Raw genomic sequence first — 17,019 nt, forward strand, 5'->3', positions numbered from 1 at the left:
CCCTTGCTGTGGCAAGCCAGGCTGTTGTGGCAATCGGGCTTACTGTGGCGAGCGGGCCTGTTGTGGCGAGCGGGCTTGCCCCGCGTTGGGGCGCGAAGCGGCCCTGACAGGTTCGCCGCGCCCTGCCAGGGATAACGCCGTGTTATTTAGATGGGGGCGGCTTTGCCGGCCCAACGCGGGGCAAGCCCGCTCGCCACAAGATGCCTGCACAGCAGAACTAATAGAGAGCCCGGATGACTGATATTCCCCATTTCCCGCTGTCCGCCGTGGTCGGCGCCGAAAACCTGAAACTGGCGCTGTGCCTGACCGCCATCGACCCCAGGATTGGCGGCGTGCTGATCGAAGGCCCGCGTGGCATGGCCAAGTCCACCCTGGCCCGTGGCCTGGCAGACCTGTTGGCCAGCGGTCAGTTTGTCACCTTGCCCCTGGGCGCCACCGAGGAACGGCTGGTGGGCACCCTGGACCTGGACGCCGCACTGGGCGAAGGTCGCGCGCAGTTTTCCCCTGGCGTGCTGGCCAAGGCCGATGGCGGTGTGCTGTATGTCGATGAAGTCAACTTGTTGGCTGATCATCTGGTCGACCTGCTGCTGGATGTGGCGGCCAGCGGCACCAACCTGATCGAACGCGATGGTATTTCCCACCGGCATTCGGCGCGCTTTGTACTGATCGGCACCATGAACCCGGAGGAGGGCGAGCTGCGTCCGCAGTTGCTCGACCGCTTCGGTTTCAACGTGGCGTTGAGCGGGCACACCTTGCCGGCCGAGCGCGGGCAGATCATCCGCCGTCGCCTGGATTTCGACAGCGACCCCGCTGCGTTCTGCGCACAGTGGGCTGAACCGCAGGCAGCCTTGCGCGAGCGTTGCACCCAGGCGCGGGCGCGGCTCGACAGTATCCCACTGGATGACCCGGCGTTGGCGCAGATTACCGAGCGCTGTTTTGCCGCAGGGGTCGATGGCCTGCGCGCCGACCTGGTGTGGCTGCGTGGCGCACGGGCCCATGCGGCGTGGCGTGGGGCCTCCGCCATCGCCGAGGAAGATATCGACGCCGTGGCCGAATTTGCCTTGCGCCATCGTCGCCAGGGGCCATCCGCACCGGCCAGCCCACCCCATGAAGGTCCGTCAGCAAGCCACACGGACACCGCACCCGGCCAAGGTCAATGGGGCGACATGCCTGCACCGGCCCTGCCCACAGGCGCTCGCCGAGAAGTACCCACCTGGCCAAAAAAGCCCTAGGCATCCGCCCTCGACCTGGCACGGGGGCGGATGCGCGACCCAAGGCGGGGCGACTGGAGAAAGGCCGGCACGGCAAGGCGCGCGCCGCCAGGCAGGGCACGATCAACTGGCCGGGCACCTTGCTCGGTGGTCGGCCGCAGTGCCGTGACGACCTGCTGTTTCACCTGCGCAGCCGTTCGGCCCATGAGTTGTGGCTGGTGATCGTCGATGCATCGGCCTCCACTCGGCGGCACCGCGCGTTGACCGATGCCAAGGGCGTGCTGGCGCAACTGTTTGATGACGCTTATCGACAGCGCGCACGCATGGCATTGCTGACGGCCAGCGGGCAGTCGCCCAAATGGCAGGTGCAGGGGCTCAAGGCGGCGAAAAGCCTGGCAGGCTGGTTGGAGCAATTGGGGGCAGGCGGGGGGACGCCGTTGCTGGCGGCGTTGACCGAGGCCAGGCATTGGCTGATGGCGCGGCGCAAGCGTTATCCGGCTGAGCAGCAGCGCGTGCTGGTGATCACGGATGGGCGACTCAAGGACATTGCTGGGTTGCCGTTATTGGCGTGTGCGGGGTTGCTGGTGGATATCGAGCGCGGGCCGATCAGGTTGGGGCGCGCCCAGGAGTTGGCGGTGGGGTTGCAGTTGGAGTATCGGCATATCGATAGGTTGTAGTGCCTGGGTCGCCGCTATCGGGGGCAAGCCCCCTCCCACATTTGACCGAGTACAGGCATTTGGAATGCGGTCAGTGTGGGAGGGGGCTTGCCCCCGATGAGGCTCTCACAGACACCCCCCAATCTATCCGCCAGCCCCCGGCACATTCGGCCAAAGATCCGCCACCAGAAACAAGCGCTCGGCTTCCTCCCAATCCTCTCCGCTCTGCACCAGCCGTACCAGCAACTGCGCCGGTGCCATCGGGTTGAGGTCCGTCAGCCATCCCTGCATCTGTTCCTTGCTCCATACCTCACTTCCAGGGTAATGCGCCGGCGCCAGCCACGCGTGCCGGGGCAGGGGTTGCCAGCGGCCGGGTGGGCGGGTGCTGACAAAGTCGCGCCAATCGCGCTGGTGCAGCCAACGCCCACGCAGATGCTGGGGGTGGGCGCCGCGGGGCGGTTCGGCCTGGCCCGGCCAGGGATACAGCAGGTAGCCGCCGAGCCATAAATGCGCATCGAACTGCTGGATATCCAGCGCCGCCAAGGCTTGGCGGCTTTCCGGCCGTGCCGAGATCGGCAATTGATGCTGGGCCAGGTGCGCCAGCTTGCGGTCCAGCCGATCATGACAGCCTGGGCCCAACCATTGCGCGGTGTCCAGGCCATCGCCGTCCTGCGGGCCGAGGTAGAGCTTGATCGCCAGTTCCAAGTGGTGCACGCCTTCGCGGTCGCGCAGCAGCATGTCCAGTTCGCCCAGGGTATGCCCGGCGCGGCGGATCGGCAGGTTGGCGGCGAGCAGTTCCACGCCCGGCGCATGCTGCACGGCGAACTGCCACAGACGCTCGTAGTACAAGCCCAGGCGCCGGGTGCGTGACAGGTTCAACCAATGCTGCAAGGCGCTGCTGTCCTGGTCCAATTGCCGCAGCCACTGTTCGAGGCGGTCGGGCGCCTGCACCCAGTCACTGCCCGCCAGCGGATGGCGTTGCGGCCAAGGCGTTTGCGCGAGCATCGGCGGGGCGAGCATCACCCATGCCAGGTCGCGCACCTCGGGGTGGCGCAGCTGGCGGGGCAGGTTGTGCAAGTCGGGGAACAGAGTCATGGTCCGAGCATAGCCTTTTACGCTGGGTCAGGTGGCTGAGAAGCGTTGTCATCAAGGCTTCACGGCGACAAAGGATTTTGCCTGAAGCAGCCTTTCGCCCATAATCGTTCTTTTTTGCCACACCCCAAGCCCGCAGGAGCCCCATGGAGCAATTTCGCAATATCGGCATTATCGGTCGCCTGGGCAGTACCCAGGTGTTGGACACCGTCCGCCGGCTGAAAAAATTCCTGCTGGAACGCCACCTGCATGTGATCCTCGAAGACACCATCGCTGAAATCCTCCCCGGCCACGGCCTGCAGACCTCGTCGCGCAAGATGCTTGGCGAAGTGTGCGACATGGTCATCGTGGTCGGCGGCGACGGCAGCTTGCTCGGTGCCGCCCGGGCGTTGGCGCGGCATAACGTGCCGGTGCTGGGGATCAACCGTGGCAGCCTGGGTTTCCTGACCGATATCCGCCCCGATGAACTGGAAGTGGAAGTGGCCAAGGTGCTCGATGGCCATTACCTGGTGGAAAACCGCTTCCTGCTGCAAGCCGAAGTGCGCCGCCACGGCGAAGCCATCGGCCAGGGCGATGCCCTCAATGATGTGGTGCTGCACCCCGGCAAGTCCACGCGGATGATCGAGTTCGAGCTGTATATCGACGGCCAGTTCGTCTGCAGCCAGAAGGCCGACGGCCTGATCGTCGCCACGCCCACCGGTTCTACCGCCTATGCACTGTCGGCGGGCGGCCCGATCATGCATCCCAAGCTCGACGCCATTGTGATCGTGCCGATGTACCCCCATATGTTGTCCAGCAGGCCGATTGTGGTCGACGGCAACAGTGAGCTGAAAATCGTGGTTTCCAAAGACATGCAGATTTACCCGCAAGTCTCCTGTGACGGGCAGAACCATTTCACCTGCGCCCCCGGTGACACCATCACCGTGAGCAAAAAGGCGCAAAAGCTGCGGCTGATCCACCCGCTGGACCACAACTACTATGAAGTGTGCCGTACCAAGTTGGGCTGGGGCAGCCGCTTGGGGGGTGGAGGCGACTGATGCTCGATCCCGCGCGTAGCTACGACCTGATTGGTGACGTGCACGGTTGCGCTCATACCCTTGAGCACTTGCTCGACCTGTTGGGCTACCACAAACAGGCTGGCACCTGGCGCCATCCGTCGCGTATGGCGGTGTTCCTCGGCGATATCATCGACCGTGGCCCACGCATTCGCGAGGCGTTGCATATCGTCCATGACATGACCGAGGCCGGCCAGGCGTTGTGCATCATGGGCAACCACGAATTCAATGCGCTGGGCTGGACCACGCCGGCGCCACCCGGCAGTGGCAAACAGTTCGTGCGCGAGCACAACCCACGGCACGAGCGGTTGATCCACGAGACCCTGACCCAATTCGAGCATCACCCCGCCGACTGGCATGACTTCCTCGGCTGGTTCTATGACATGCCGCTGTTTGTCGACGCCGGGCGTTTCCGCGTGGTGCATGCGTGCTGGGACGATGGGTTTATCCAGCCGCTGCGCGCGACCTTCCCCGACGGCTGCATCGACCAGCACTTCCTGCAGGCCGCGGCCGTGCCGGGCAGTTTTGCGTGCAACGCGTTCGACCGCCTGCTGCGCGGTACCGACATGCGCCTGCCGGATGGCTTGACCCTGACCGGCGGCGACGGGCTGACACGTTCCTTCTTCCGCACCAAATTCTGGGAGGACGACCCTAAGACCTATGGCGACATCGTGTTCCAACCCGATGCCTTGCCAGAGCCGGTGGCACGCACACCGTTATCGTCCAGCCAAAAGAATTCCCTGCTGCGCTACGGCGTCGACGAACCCTTGCTGTTCGTCGGCCATTACTGGCGCAGCGGCAAACCGGCGCCGATCCGCCCGAACCTGGCTTGCCTGGACTACAGCGCGGTGCTGTACGGCAAGCTGGTGGCCTACCGCCTGGACCAGGAAACCCGCCTGGATCCAGGTAAATTCGTATGGGTGGACGTTGAGCGACCCGAGGTGATTGTATGAGTGCCGTGCCCGTATTGCGCTTGCCCCTGAGCGTCGACCTGGGCGGTTTCGTCAAACTGCTGCAACGCATGCAGGTGCCCCATCGCGTCAGCGAAGAAGCCGGCGAGCAGGTGTTGTGGGTGCCCGAGACCATCAGCGACGACGTGCGCGTGCTCTACGAACGCTTTCCTGCGGGCGACCCGGACCAGCAATTGGATATTCCTGAGCAGGCGCCCGTTTCGCGTCCAGGCTTTGTCCAGCAATTGCGGCATAGCCCGGTCACCGCCTTGGTGCTGCTGGCAAGCATCATTGTCGGCGCGGTGACCTTGCTCGGTGAAAACCTGCAAGCCATGAGCTGGCTGACGTTCCTGCCCTTCCGGGTGACGGGCGAGTACATCCAGTTCACGCCATTGGCCGATTCATTGGCTTCCGGCCAGTGGTGGCGGTTGATCACGCCAATGCTGATCCACTTCGGCATCCTGCACCTGGCCATGAACGGCATGTGGTACTGGGAACTGGGGCGGCGCATCGAAGTGCGCCAGGGCGGCATCAACCTGTTGGGCCTGACCCTGTTGTTCAGCCTGGTCTCCAACTACGCGCAATACGCCTATGGCGGCCCTGGCCTGTTTGGTGGGTTGTCCGGCGTGTTGTATGGCCTGCTCGGGCATTGCTGGATCTTTCAATTGCTCTCGCCCAACCCGGCTTATCGCTTGCCCCGTGGGGTGCTGGTGATGATGCTGGTGTGGCTGGTTCTGTGCCTGTCGGGGCTGGTCTCGATGATCGGTTTCGGTGAAATCGCCAATGCTGCCCATGTTGGCGGCCTGGTTATCGGTTGCCTGACGGGTTTGCTGGGCGGCTTGTACAGCCGTCGCAAATCTTCTATTTGATAAGGAAGAGCCTCATGTCCTCTTTTGCTGAAATGATCGAAAATATCACCCCGGATATCTACGAGAGCCTCAAGCTCGCCGTGGAAATCGGTAAATGGTCCGATGGCCGCAAGCTCACTGCAGAACAGCGTGAGCTGTCCCTGCAAGCGGTGATCGCCTGGGAAATCCAGAACCTGCCCGAAGACCAGCGCACCGGCTACATGGGCCCGCAGGAATGCCAGTCGAAGTCGACCACCGTGCCGAACATCCTGTTCAAGTCGGATGCGATCCATTGATTGAAATCGGTCGCGGTGCAGTCAGCAAAATGTCGGCGCAACTCGGTGAGCCGACCGTTCAGTACGCGTTTCGGCTAGGCGATACCGAGGTGCCGGTCAACCCGTTGATCGGCACCCATGTACGCCTGGAGTATCTCGGCGCCATCCATTGCAGCCATTGCGGCCGCAAGACCAAGACCAGCTTCAGCCAGGGTTATTGCTACCCGTGCATGACCAAGCTGGCCCAGTGCGACCTGTGCATCATGAGCCCCGAGCGTTGCCATTACGACGCCGGCACCTGCCGTGATCCCAGCTGGGGCGAACAGTTCTGCATGACCGACCATGTGGTGTACCTGGCCAATTCGTCGGGGATCAAGGTCGGCATCACCCGCGCCACCCAACTGCCCACCCGGTGGCTCGACCAGGGCGCCAGCCAGGCGCTGCCGATCATGCGGGTTGCAACACGCCAGCAGTCCGGTTTCGTCGAGGACCTGTTCCGCAGCCAGGTCGCCGACAAGACCAACTGGCGTGCGTTGCTCAAGGGTGATGCGCAATCGGTCGACCTCAAGCAGGTACGCGACGAGCTGTTTGCGTCCTGCGCCGAAGGCCTGCTGGGTTTGCAGGAACGCTTTGGTTTGCACGCCATCCAGACCATTGCCGACATCGAACCGATCGAAATTCGCTACCCGATCGAGCAGTATCCGACCAAGATCGTCAGCTTCAACCTGGACAAGAACCCGATTGCCGAAGGTACGCTGCTGGGGATCAAGGGCCAGTACCTGATCTTCGACACCGGCGTCATTAATATTCGTAAGTACACGGCCTACCAGCTCGCCGTGCATCAGTAAAAGGATCCCCTCATGCGCACCGAACAACCGAAGATGATTTACCTGAAGGACTATCAGGCGCCGGATTACCTGATCGAAGAGACGCACCTGACCTTCGAGTTGTTCGAGGACCACAGCCTGGTCCACGCGCAACTGGTGATGCGCCGTAACCCCGAGCGCGGTGCCGGCTTGCCGCCGCTGGTACTCGATGGCCAGCAGTTGGAGCTGCTGAGCGTGAATCTGGGCGACCGTGAACTGACCGCGGCCGACTACCAACTGACCGATAGCCACCTGACCCTGCAGCCGACCGCCGAGACGTTCACGGTCGACACCAGCGTGCGCATCCACCCGGAAACCAACACCGCGCTGGAAGGCCTGTACAAATCCGGCAGCATGTTCTGCACCCAGTGCGAGGCCGAAGGGTTCCGCAAGATCACCTACTACCTCGACCGTCCGGACGTGATGAGCACCTTCACCACCACGGTGATCGCCGAGCAACATCGCTATCCGATCCTGCTGTCCAACGGTAACCCCATCGCCAGCGGCCCCGGCGAGGATGGCCGCCACTGGGCGACCTGGGAAGACCCGTTCAAGAAGCCGGCCTACCTGTTCGCGCTGGTAGCCGGTGACCTATGGTGTGTCGAAGACACCTTCACCACCATGACTGACCGCACCGTGGCGCTGCGTATCTACGTCGAGCCGGAAAATATCGACAAGTGCCAGCACGCCATGACCAGCCTGAAAAAGTCCATGCGCTGGGATGAAGAAACCTACGGCCGTGAGTATGACCTCGACATCTTCATGATCGTGGCGGTCAACGACTTCAACATGGGCGCCATGGAGAACAAGGGCCTCAATATCTTCAACTCCAGCGCCGTGCTGGCGCGCGCCGAAACCGCCACCGACGCCGCGCACCAGCGGGTCGAGGCAATCGTCGCCCACGAATATTTCCACAACTGGTCGGGCAACCGCGTGACCTGTCGCGACTGGTTCCAGCTGTCGCTGAAAGAAGGCTTTACCGTATTCCGTGATTCGTGCTTTTCCGCCGACATGAACTCGGCCACGGTCAAGCGCATCCAGGACGTGGCTTACCTGCGTACCCACCAGTTCGCGGAAGACGCCGGCCCCATGGCCCATGCCGTGCGCCCGGACAGCTTTATCGAGATCTCCAACTTCTACACCTTGACCGTGTACGAAAAAGGCTCGGAAGTGGTCGGCATGATCCATACCTTGCTCGGCGCCGAAGGCTTCCGTAAAGGCAGCGACCTGTACTTCGAGCGCCATGACGGCCAGGCCGTGACCTGCGACGATTTCGTCAAGGCCATGGAAGACGCCAACGGTGCCGACCTCAGCCAGTTCAAACGCTGGTACAGCCAGGCCGGCACGCCACGCCTGGCGGTCAGCGAGTCTTACGACGCCGCGGCAAAAACCTACAGCCTGACCTTCCGTCAGAGCTGCCCGGCCACCCCAGACAAGGTGGAGAAACTGCCGTTTGTGATTCCCGTGGAATTGGGCCTGCTGGACGGGCAGGGCGCCGGTATCGCGTTGCGCCTGGCCGGTGAGGCGGCGGCGGGCGGTACTTCGCGTGTGATTTCGGTGACCGAAGCCGAGCAGACCTTCACCTTCGTCGATATCGCCGAACAGCCGTTGCCGTCGTTGTTGCGTGGCTTCTCGGCGCCGGTGAAACTGAGCTTCCCGTACACCCGCGATCAACTGATGTTCCTGATGCAGCACGACAGCGACGGCTTCAACCGCTGGGATGCCGGCCAGCAACTGTCGGTGCAGGTGTTGCAGGAACTGATCGGCCAACATCAGGCGGGGCAGCCGCTGAAGCTGGATCAACGCCTGATCGATGCACTGCGCAGCGTGTTGAGCGATGACGGCCTGGACCAGGCGATGGTCGCGGAGATGCTCTCGCTGCCGGGTGAAGCCTACTTGACCGAAATCAGTGAAGTGGCCGATGTCGACGCCATCCACGCCGCCCGCGAGTTTGCCCGCAAGCAACTGGCCGACCAACTGTTCGAAGGGCTGTGGCTGCGTTACCAGGCCAACCGTGAGCTGTCCAAGCAAACCCCGTACGTGGCCGCGGCCGAGCATTTTGCCCGTCGCGCCTTGCAGAACATCGCGCTGTCGTACCTGATGCTCAGCGGCAAGCCCGAAGTGCTGGCGGCGACGCTGGACCAGTTTGATACCAGCGACAACATGACCGAACGCTTGACCGCGCTGGCGGTGCTGGTGAATTCGCCATTCGAGGCGGAAAAAGCCAAGGCGTTGGCGGTATTCGCTGAGAACTTCAAGGACAACCCGCTGGTCATGGACCAATGGTTCAGCGTGCAGGCCGCCAGCGTCTTGCCCGGCGGGTTGGCGCGGGTCAAGGCGTTGATGGAGCACCCGGCATTCACGATCAAGAACCCGAACAAGGTGCGTGCACTGATTGGCGCGTTTGCCGGGCAGAACCTGATCAACTTTCATGCGGCGGATGGCTCGGGCTATCGCTTCCTGGCGGACCTGGTGATCCAGCTGAATGCGGTCAACCCACAAATCGCTTCGCGCCAGTTGGCGCCGTTGACTCGCTGGCGTAAATACGACAGCGCGCGGCAGGCGCTGATGAAGGCGGAGCTGGAACGTATTCGTGGCTCGGGTGAATTGTCCAGTGATGTGTTTGAGGTGGTCAGCAAGAGCCTGGCGTAACGCGCGGGTTGGTTGACGAAAACGGCCCACCGATTGCTCGGTGGGCCGTTTTTTTTGCATGAGGTCCAGTGGGCTGAAGGGCTGTTGGTTTGAATGTGGGCACTGAGTATTGGCTGACACACGCTGTCCAGGCCGCCCCACAGCTTATGGGTCAGTCGGTTTTTTGCAGGGTCAGCACCTCGAACCCGTCCCGTGTCACGGCGACGGTATGTTCCCACTGCGCCGACAGGCTGTTGTCCTTGGTCACCACCGTCCAGCCGTCTTTCAGGCTGCGCACTTTGGCGCTGCCCTGGTTGAGCATCGGCTCGATGGTAAACACCATGCCTTCTCGCAGTTCCAGCCCGGTACCGGGGCGGCCGAAGTGCAGGACCTGCGGCTCTTCATGCATCTGCCGGCCAATGCCGTGGCCGCAGTATTCACGCACCACGCTGTAGCCGTTGGCTTGCGCGTGGCTTTGGATCGCATGGCCGATATCGCCCAGGCGCGCGCCTGGCTTGACTTGGCGGATGCCGGCCCACATGGCTTCGAAGGTCATTTCAACCAGGCGCCGAGCCTTGGGGGGGACGTTGCCAATCATGTACATCTTGCTGGAGTCGGCGATGAAGCCGCCTTTTTCCAGGGTGATGTCGATGTTGATGATGTCGCCGTCCTTGAGGATGTCCTTGGCACTGGGCATGCCGTGGCACACCACTTCGTTGATCGAGGTGTTGATGGAGAAGGGGTAGTCGTATTGTCCGAGGCTGGCCGGGCGGGCCTTCAAGTCGTTGCGGATGAAGGCTTCGACCGCCGCGTCCAGCTCCAGGGTGGAACGGCCGGCGATGACAAAACCATCGAGCATGCTGAACACCTGGGCCAGCAGGCGACCGGCTTCGCGCATCACGGTCAGTTGGGCAGGGGTCTTGATCATTGGCTGCGGCCTCGGATCAGGTCGGGCTTGTCCAGCAACAGTTTGTTGATCAGCTCGTTGTACGGCAGCCTGGGGTTGAGCTCGGCCAGCAGGCCGATCTTGATCCAGAACTCGGCCTGGGCGTTGATGGAACGATCCATCGCGGCGCTGGCCAGGCGCAGTTGTTCGTGCAATTGGTCGGTGATCTTGACGATGCCCATGGTGTTCACTGTGTTGATTGAATATATGGAGCGTATACGTTTCGTATATTCTGAGTAAACCCCCACGCGCTAAATGGTGTTGGGCCATTGACTTGCCCTGTACCCGCCGGGTAATTTCGATACATGACATTTCAAACCCTTCGCAGCCAGACAAGCATTATTACCGCCATTCCTCATTTGGCGGGATAGCGCACGGCTGTACCCAAACCCGCCCTAGAGGCGGGTTTTGTTTTTCCGTCTCCAGGGCCCTTTAAGCAAGCCAGGAGACACCCATGAGCACCTGCACAGCGACCCACACTGCCGACACGGGATTGCTTGAGCACTATGTGAAGAAGATCCTCGCCGCCCCGGTCTATAACCTGGCGCTGCGCACGCCGCTGCAAGCCGCCCCGGCGTTGTCGGCATTGCTGGGCAACCAGGTGCTGCTCAAGCGCGAAGACTTGCAGCCGACCTTTTCCTTCAAGATTCGCGGTGCCTACAACAAGTTGGTGCAACTGAGCGATGAGCAGAAGGCTCGCGGCGTGGTGACCGCTTCGGCGGGCAACCACGCCCAGGGTGTCGCCCTGGCAGCGCGCGAGCTGGGGATCCAGGCACGCATCGTCATGCCGTGCAGTACGCCGGAATTGAAAGTGCTGGGTGTGCGCTCCCGGGGCAGCGAAGCGGTGCTGCACGGTGCGAGCTTTCCATTGGCCCTGGCCCATGCGCTGCAACTGGCCGAGACGTCCGGTTGCACCTTTGTCTCACCCTTCGATGACCCGGACGTCATCGCTGGCCAGGGCACCGTGGCCATGGAGATCCTGCGCCAGCAGCAGGGCGCGTTGGACGCGATCTTCGTGCCGGTGGGCGGCGGTGGCCTGATCGCCGGGATCGCGGCATACGTCAAATACCTGCGGCCACAGGTGCGCATCATCGGCGTCGAGCCGGAAGGTTCGAGTTGCCTGTTGGCCGCCCTGCGCGCGGGCGAGCGGGTGGTTCTGCCCAGTGTCGACGGGTTTGCCGACGGCACTGCCGTGGCGCAGATCGGCGCATATGGCTATGAAATCTGCCGGGATTGGGTGGATGAAGTCATCACTGTCAGCAACGATGAACTGTGCAGTGCGATCAAGTTGATCTATGACGATACCCGGTCCATCACCGAACCCTCCGGCGCGTTGGCCGTGGCGGGTATTCGTCACTATGTCGGCCAAAACGACGTGCGTGGGCAGACGCTGGTGGCAATCAACTCGGGCGCCAATATCAACTTTGATAGTTTGCGATATGTTGCTGAAAGAGTGGCTGCGCAGGCGGCTGTTTAATCCGAAGGCCAGGGTTAAACGTTTAATCGAAGCTGTTCGGCGATGATCTAACTCGTGCGATCCGGACTTGCACAAAGTTATACAAAATGGCGCCTTGCTTATGAGGAAAGGTTACAACGGCATTGGATTTTGCCGAGTACGCTTGGAAGTTGTAAGCGTCTGCCAGGGTTGGCAAGACGTGGCAGGCACGCGCCTGCCAGGCCTATAACAATTGTTGGCAGTCTCATAAAAAGGAGAGGTTGGCCATGCTTTCAGATTTAGAACTTCGCAGCATTATTGAAGGAAGTTTTCTGCCTAAACGGTGTGAATGTATCAAAGCCGAAGATGCTTCGTTGACGATCAAGGTCTATGACGACCGCGACCGCGACCGCGTGGACCTGGAAGTCAAAGGTATAAACGCCGACAAACTCGACAGCAGTCGCGCAATTTGCAATCTGATTACTGGATTACGCGAAGACCTGAAGCAGTCACAGGCACCGGTCCTGCAAAGAGCCGCTGGGCGCAGTCACTTCTGATAGTTGGACATGAACGCTGGGCCTGGTGATTGCCAGGCCCAACGCTGTTTATGCCCGCCCATCAATTCTGGAAGTCGCAGGCTTCGGACAGTTTCCGATAGCTGACATCTTCGACTTTGCCCGCCTTGTCCACGAACTTGATATCCGCGTCGATGACCTTGCAGTCATCGGTCGGGGCTTCGTTCATGGCCAGGACCTTGGCGATGTTCATCGGCATGCCGTAATGGTAAGGCACGGGTTTGGCCGCGGCGTCTTGATCGTCGGCCTGGGCCAGACCCGACACCGCTGCCAGCGCCAGTGCGCCGCCGAGCATGAATGTACGCAGTTTCATGGTGGTTCTCCGCAAGTGGATACACCGTTACCCTCGGCTTGCGGGATTAACCATCGATTAATTTCTACTTCGCTGACAAAACCTTCATGAATGCGTGGTTCAGCCCAGTTGGTGGCGATACGGCAGGTCCGGCCCGGTCTTGCCGCAGGTCAACGCTGCGGCGCGGATGGCGAAGCCGAGCATGGCGTCGATCTGCGCGCGGGTCAGCTGTTGCAAGCCCTCGACCGAATCCAATTGCTGTTCGGTCAGCCAGGCAATCAGCGCGGCCTGGAAGGTATCGCCAGCCCCCACGGTATCGGCCATCACCACCTTGACCGCCGGCGCGGACCAGTTGCCATGCTGGCGGCTGAACACGCTGGCGCCATCGCCGCCACGGGTCAGGAACACCAACTGGCAACGGTGTTGCAGCCAGCCTTGCAGCACGCTTTCCGGCGATTGGTCGGGGTAGAGCAGGTGCAGGTCTTCATCGCTGACCTTGATCAGGTCGGCGTACTTGACCAGTTCCGCCACGCGTTCGCGCCAGAGCTGGATGTCGGGTTGCGGGTTAAGCCGCACATTCGGGTCGAGGCTGATCAGGCGCTTGCCGCTTTCGCGCTTGACCAGGCTCAGCAGGGTGTCGCCAATCGGCTGTACCACCAGGGAGAACGAGCCGATATGCAGGCCGCGCACCTCATCACCGAGGACCGGCAAATGCGCGACTTCCAACAGCCGGTCCGCGCAGCCTTCACCCCGGAAGTTGTACTGCGGTGAGCCATTGGCGCCCACCGCGACCATCGACAGGGTGGTCGGCGCGGCGAATTCCACCAGGAACTGTTCGCTTACGCCTTCCTCTTTCAGCACCTGCAATAAGCGCCGGCCGAGGAAGTCGGTGGACAGCCCGCCAAACAGCCCGGCCTCGATGCCCAGGCGGCGCAGACCCACCGCCACGTTGAACGGCGAACCGCCAGCAATCGCCTGGTAATTGACCCTGGAAGCCTGCCCGCTGGCATCCTCCTCACTGAAAAAATCAAACAGCGCCTCACCGCACACCAGATACATAGTCGTTCGCTCTTAAAGGGTTGCCACATGCTGTTGATAGCGTTCGTAAGCCTGTTGGTAGGCGCTGACACTGGCGGCCACCGGCAGGGTACGGCTGGCCGGATCGACACTCACGCATTTGTCGCACAGGCTGGCCAGGGATTCGCCGGACTGGCTCCACGCCGCCTGGATCGCCGCGCCCAGGGCGGCGGCTTCGCTTTGTTCGGTGCAAATGACTTCGGTGTTCATGATATCGGCGACCATCTGCCGCCACACCGGACTTTTCGAACCACCGCCGATCAGGCGGATGCTTTGGCTTTGCAGGCCGGTCTGACGCAGCAGGTCGAGGCCGTAGCGCAGGCCGAAGGTGGTGCCCTCGACGACGGCGCGGCACAGGTTGGCGCGGGTCAGGTTGGTCATGGTCAGGCCGTGCAGGCTGCCCGTGGCATGGGGCAGGGCGGGCACGCGTTCGCCGTTGAGGAACGGCAGCATGCTGACGCCGTCGGCGCCGATGGGCGCCTGTTCGACCAGGGCGTTGAACGTGGCCAGGTCGAGATCGAACAGTTCGCGAATCACCCCGGTGGCATTGGTCAGGTTCATGGTGCAGATCAATGGCAACCAGCCGCCGCTGGATGAACAGAAGGTTGCGACCGACGCCTGCGGGCTCACATTGGGCTGGTCGGCAAAGGCATACACGGTGCCCGAGGAGCCCAGGCTCATGGTGATCACGCCGGGCGCGATATTGCCGGTGCCGATGGCGCCCATCATGTTGTCGCCGCCGCCGCTCGAAACGATGGCCTCGGGGTTGATGCCCAGGCGTTCGGCGATGGCGGGGAGGATCGTGCCAATGGTGTGGTCGGCTTCGATCAGTTCCGGCAAGGCCGCTTCCAGGCGCCCGCTGGGGTCGATGTGCTTGAGCAACGCCACATCCCATTCACGGGTGCGCACGTTGAAGTAACCGGTGCCCGAGGTGTCGCCGTATTCCGCGACGGCGCGGCCGGTGAGCCAGTAGTTGAGGTAGTCGTGGGGCAGCAGGACGTGGGCGATGCGCGCGAAGATGTGCGGGTGCTGCTCAAGGGTCCACAGCAGTTTCGACACGGTGTAGCCCGGCGCAATCGCCACGCCCAGGCGTTCCAGCGAGCCGCTCTCGCCGCCCAGGTAGGCCAGCAGGCGCTGGTTCTCCGGCGCGGTTTCGGTGTCGCACCACAGCTTGGCCGGGCGCAGCACCTGGCCGCTGTCATCCAGCAGCACCAGGCCGTGCTGCTGGCCGGACACGCCGATGCCGAGGATGTCCTGGCCGTCCACGCCGGCCTGTTGCAGGGCGCGGTGGGTGGCCTCGGTAAAGGCGTCGAGCCACTCCTGGGTGTGCTGTTCGCGACGGCCATTGGCGCCGCTGATCAGCGTATGTGCGGCGGCGCCCAGGCCCAGGACCTTACCGCTGGAGGCGTCGAGGACGATCGCCTTGGTGCCTTGGGTGCCGCAGTCGATGCCGAGGAACAGGTTTTGCTGGGTCATGATGGTTTGCTCAGCATTATTGTTGGATTGTAAATGCGCTTTAAATATGGGAGGGGGCTTGCCCCCGATGGCGGTGTTTCAGTGTAAATGTTCTTTACTGACCCAGCGCTATCGGGGGCAAGCCCCCTCCACAGTTTTAAGCCGGTTGCTTCAGAAGCTGTTGCAGGGTCGCGGTGACGCCGTGGTCGCGCAGGCTCCCATAGCACCGCTCGAACGCTGCCACAAATTCAGGCGAGTTGGGAATAGCCTTGCCGAAAATCTCCTCCACGCCCAGCAACCGCTGACTGATCAGCCCCTCGTCACTCACCAGGCCTTGGCAGAACTCCGCGCGCGGATCCGGGATCTTGTAGCTCACCCCATTCTCATCCACGCCCTTCAAATACAAGGCCCAGGCAGCGACGACCAGCGCCGCGCGCTCCGTCTCGCGCCCATTGGCAATCAGGCGGTTGATGGTCGGCACGGTGAACTTGGGAAATTTCGACGAGCCGTCCGAACACACCCGTTCCAGCTGATCGGCAATCGCCTGGTTGGAGAAACGATCCACCAGGGTCTGCTTGTACTCGGTCAGGTCGATCCCCGGCACCGGCGCCAGGTTCGGCGTGACGTCGAGGTCCATGTACGTGCGCATATACGCGACGAACAGCGGGTCATTCATGGTCTCGTGCACAAACCGATAGCCTTTGAGAAAACCCAGGTAGGTCAAGGCCAGGTGGCTGCCATTGAGCAGGCCGATCTTCATTTCCTCATAGGGCGTCACGTCGTCGGTGAACTGGACGCCGACCTGTTCCCAGGCCGGGCGGCCGTTGACGAACTTGTCTTCCAGCACCCACTGCACAAAGGGTTCGCACACCACTGGCCAGGCATCGTCGATGCCGTGCTCGTCGTGCAGTTGCAGGCGGTGGGCGGTGCTGGTCATTGGCGTGATGCGGTCGACCATGGCATTCGGGAAGCTTACGTTGGCCTTGATCCAGTCATGTAGTTCGGCGTCGTGCAGGGCGGCGAACGCCAGCAGGGCCTTGCGCGTCACGGCGCCGTTGTGTGGCAGGTTATCGCAGGACATCACCGTGAAGGCTGGCGTGCCGCTGGCACGGCGCTGGGTCAGCGCGGCGCAGATAAAGCCGAACACGGTTTTCGGCGCTGTCGGGTGGGCCAGGTCATGCTGGATCTGCGGCAGGTGGGCCATGAACTCGCCGTTGCTGTCGTCAATGCAGTAGCCGCCCTCGGTGATGGTCAGCGACACGATACGAATGGCTGGGCTGGCCAGTTTGTCGATCAGCGTCTGGGCACCGTCTTCGGCCAGCAGCATGTCGCAGAGGGAACCGATCACACGCACTTCGGTGTCGTCGGTATCGCCCAGTTCATACAGGGTGAACAGGTAGTCCTGGCCGGCCAGGTCGTCGCGCGCCTTGCGGTCCTCGGCGCGCAGGCCGACACCGCAGATGCTCCAGTCCAGGCCGACCCCGGTGTTCATCAGCGCATCGGTGTAATACGCCTGGTGCGCGCGGTGGAAGCCGCCGACGCCAATGTGCGCGATGCCCTGGGTGGTGCTGGCAATGTCGTAGGTCGGCAGTTTCACGTGCGGCGCCAGCCGGTTGAGGTTCTGTTTGTTCAGCTTCATAACGAAATACTCGCGA

At 62.3% G+C, this 17,019-nt stretch carries 17 protein-coding genes; 10 read left to right on the forward strand and 7 right to left on the reverse strand.

Going from position 1 to position 17,019, the window contains the following annotated elements; translation table 11 throughout:
• Positions 1-233 precede the first annotated feature (233 nt).
• Both A7317_RS11745 and A7317_RS11750 read left to right on the forward strand, forming a co-directional pair.
• The gene (locus A7317_RS11745) at positions 234-1,232 is read left to right on the forward strand and encodes an ATP-binding protein (RefSeq protein WP_024075131.1); all 999 of its coding nucleotides are present in this window, start codon (positions 234-236) and stop codon (positions 1,230-1,232) included.
• Positions 1,233-1,285: 53 nt separating this feature from the next.
• Positions 1,286-1,888, forward strand: a complete 603-nt coding sequence (locus A7317_RS11750; RefSeq protein ID WP_041161184.1) for a vWA domain-containing protein — start codon at positions 1,286-1,288, stop codon at positions 1,886-1,888.
• 123 nt (positions 1,889-2,011) lie between these two features.
• Here A7317_RS11750 and A7317_RS11755 read toward each other — a convergent pair whose 3' ends face one another.
• Entirely contained in the window at positions 2,012-2,962 is a 951-nt protein-coding gene (locus A7317_RS11755; protein WP_069075869.1) for a DUF1853 family protein, read from the reverse strand.
• Between the two features lie 143 nt (positions 2,963-3,105).
• Here A7317_RS11755 and A7317_RS11760 point away from each other — a divergent pair, with 143 nt between their 5' ends.
• From A7317_RS11760 to pepN, 6 genes are read left to right on the forward strand one after another with little or no spacing between them, the layout of a single operon-like run.
• Entirely contained in the window at positions 3,106-3,996 is an 891-nt protein-coding gene (locus A7317_RS11760; protein ID WP_003217892.1) for an NAD(+) kinase, read from the forward strand.
• The gene (locus A7317_RS11765) at positions 3,993-4,967 is read left to right on the forward strand and encodes a metallophosphoesterase (protein ID WP_162163607.1); all 975 of its coding nucleotides are present in this window, start codon (positions 3,993-3,995) and stop codon (positions 4,965-4,967) included. Before A7317_RS11760 ends, A7317_RS11765 begins: the two co-directional genes overlap by 4 nt.
• Complete coding sequence (locus A7317_RS11770) at positions 4,964-5,833, forward strand: rhomboid family intramembrane serine protease (RefSeq protein WP_024075135.1); 870 nt, start codon at positions 4,964-4,966, stop codon at positions 5,831-5,833. Before A7317_RS11765 ends, A7317_RS11770 begins: the two co-directional genes overlap by 4 nt.
• Positions 5,834-5,847: 14 nt before the next feature.
• The gene (locus tag A7317_RS11775; RefSeq protein WP_017528545.1) at positions 5,848-6,108 is read left to right on the forward strand and encodes a YeaC family protein; all 261 of its coding nucleotides are present in this window, start codon (positions 5,848-5,850) and stop codon (positions 6,106-6,108) included.
• Positions 6,105-6,935 carry a DUF2797 domain-containing protein gene (locus tag A7317_RS11780; protein ID WP_024075136.1) on the forward strand — a complete coding sequence of 277 codons (831 nt, stop codon included), beginning with the start codon at positions 6,105-6,107 and terminating at the stop codon, positions 6,933-6,935. Before A7317_RS11775 ends, A7317_RS11780 begins: the two co-directional genes overlap by 4 nt.
• Before the next feature lie 12 nt (positions 6,936-6,947).
• On the forward strand, positions 6,948-9,605 hold the full coding sequence (pepN, locus tag A7317_RS11785) for an aminopeptidase N (protein WP_069075870.1): 2,658 nt from the start codon (positions 6,948-6,950) through the stop codon (positions 9,603-9,605).
• Between the two features lie 151 nt (positions 9,606-9,756).
• Here pepN and map read toward each other — a convergent pair whose 3' ends face one another.
• Positions 9,757-10,512 (reverse strand): type I methionyl aminopeptidase, encoded by a 756-nt coding sequence (map, locus tag A7317_RS11790; protein WP_024075138.1) that lies wholly within the window; start codon positions 10,510-10,512, stop codon positions 9,757-9,759.
• Positions 10,509-10,712, reverse strand: a complete 204-nt coding sequence (locus A7317_RS11795) for a ParD-like family protein (RefSeq protein WP_069075871.1) — start codon at positions 10,710-10,712, stop codon at positions 10,509-10,511. Before A7317_RS11795 ends, map begins: the two co-directional genes overlap by 4 nt.
• A gap of 272 nt (positions 10,713-10,984) precedes the next feature.
• On the opposite strand from A7317_RS11795, the gene ilvA reads away from it, so the two are divergent.
• Entirely contained in the window at positions 10,985-12,007 is a 1,023-nt protein-coding gene (gene ilvA, locus A7317_RS11800; RefSeq protein WP_081329185.1) for a threonine ammonia-lyase, biosynthetic, read from the forward strand.
• A gap of 245 nt (positions 12,008-12,252) precedes the next feature.
• A complete protein-coding gene (locus A7317_RS11805; RefSeq protein WP_024075141.1) occupies positions 12,253-12,522 on the forward strand; it encodes a DUF1652 domain-containing protein in 270 nt (89 codons plus the stop codon).
• Positions 12,523-12,583: 61 nt separating this feature from the next.
• Here A7317_RS11805 and A7317_RS11810 read toward each other — a convergent pair whose 3' ends face one another.
• From A7317_RS11810 to A7317_RS11825, 4 genes are all read right to left on the reverse strand, one after another.
• On the reverse strand, positions 12,584-12,853 hold the full coding sequence (locus A7317_RS11810; RefSeq protein WP_024075142.1) for a DUF2790 domain-containing protein: 270 nt from the start codon (positions 12,851-12,853) through the stop codon (positions 12,584-12,586).
• A 99-nt stretch (positions 12,854-12,952) separates the two neighbouring features.
• Positions 12,953-13,891 carry a carbohydrate kinase family protein gene (locus tag A7317_RS11815; RefSeq protein WP_069075872.1) on the reverse strand — a complete coding sequence of 313 codons (939 nt, stop codon included), beginning with the start codon at positions 13,889-13,891 and terminating at the stop codon, positions 12,953-12,955.
• A gap of 12 nt (positions 13,892-13,903) precedes the next feature.
• A complete protein-coding gene (xylB, locus tag A7317_RS11820) occupies positions 13,904-15,385 on the reverse strand; it encodes a xylulokinase (protein ID WP_069075873.1) in 1,482 nt (493 codons plus the stop codon).
• Positions 15,386-15,521: 136 nt separating this feature from the next.
• A complete protein-coding gene (locus A7317_RS11825; protein WP_069075874.1) occupies positions 15,522-17,003 on the reverse strand; it encodes a mannitol dehydrogenase family protein in 1,482 nt (493 codons plus the stop codon).
• Positions 17,004-17,019: the final 16 nt, after the last annotated feature.

It is taken from the genome of Pseudomonas fluorescens (assembly GCF_001708445.1).
In the GTDB taxonomy this organism is placed as follows: Bacteria; Pseudomonadota; Gammaproteobacteria; order Pseudomonadales; family Pseudomonadaceae; genus Aquipseudomonas; species Aquipseudomonas gorinensis.

What these genes read in the sequence shown, in the direction of transcription:
- A7317_RS11745 (WP_024075131.1), top strand. Translation starts at nt 234, where the DNA reads ATGACTGATATTCCCCATTTCCCGCTGTCCGCCGTGGTCGGCGCCGAA.
- A7317_RS11755 (WP_069075869.1), bottom strand. Translation starts at nt 2,962, where the DNA reads ATGACTCTGTTCCCCGACTTGCACAACCTGCCCCGCCAGCTGCGCCAC.
- A7317_RS11760 (WP_003217892.1), top strand. Translation starts at nt 3,106, where the DNA reads ATGGAGCAATTTCGCAATATCGGCATTATCGGTCGCCTGGGCAGTACC.
- A7317_RS11770 (WP_024075135.1), top strand. Translation starts at nt 4,964, where the DNA reads ATGAGTGCCGTGCCCGTATTGCGCTTGCCCCTGAGCGTCGACCTGGGC.
- A7317_RS11775 (WP_017528545.1), top strand. Translation starts at nt 5,848, where the DNA reads ATGTCCTCTTTTGCTGAAATGATCGAAAATATCACCCCGGATATCTAC.
- pepN (WP_069075870.1), top strand. Translation starts at nt 6,948, where the DNA reads ATGCGCACCGAACAACCGAAGATGATTTACCTGAAGGACTATCAGGCG.
- map (WP_024075138.1), bottom strand. Translation starts at nt 10,512, where the DNA reads ATGATCAAGACCCCTGCCCAACTGACCGTGATGCGCGAAGCCGGTCGC.
- A7317_RS11795 (WP_069075871.1), bottom strand. Translation starts at nt 10,712, where the DNA reads ATGGGCATCGTCAAGATCACCGACCAATTGCACGAACAACTGCGCCTG.
- ilvA (WP_081329185.1), top strand. Translation starts at nt 10,985, where the DNA reads ATGAGCACCTGCACAGCGACCCACACTGCCGACACGGGATTGCTTGAG.
- A7317_RS11805 (WP_024075141.1), top strand. Translation starts at nt 12,253, where the DNA reads ATGCTTTCAGATTTAGAACTTCGCAGCATTATTGAAGGAAGTTTTCTG.
- A7317_RS11810 (WP_024075142.1), bottom strand. Translation starts at nt 12,853, where the DNA reads ATGAAACTGCGTACATTCATGCTCGGCGGCGCACTGGCGCTGGCAGCG.
- A7317_RS11815 (WP_069075872.1), bottom strand. Translation starts at nt 13,891, where the DNA reads ATGTATCTGGTGTGCGGTGAGGCGCTGTTTGATTTTTTCAGTGAGGAG.
- xylB (WP_069075873.1), bottom strand. Translation starts at nt 15,385, where the DNA reads ATGACCCAGCAAAACCTGTTCCTCGGCATCGACTGCGGCACCCAAGGC.
- A7317_RS11825 (WP_069075874.1), bottom strand. Translation starts at nt 17,003, where the DNA reads ATGAAGCTGAACAAACAGAACCTCAACCGGCTGGCGCCGCACGTGAAA.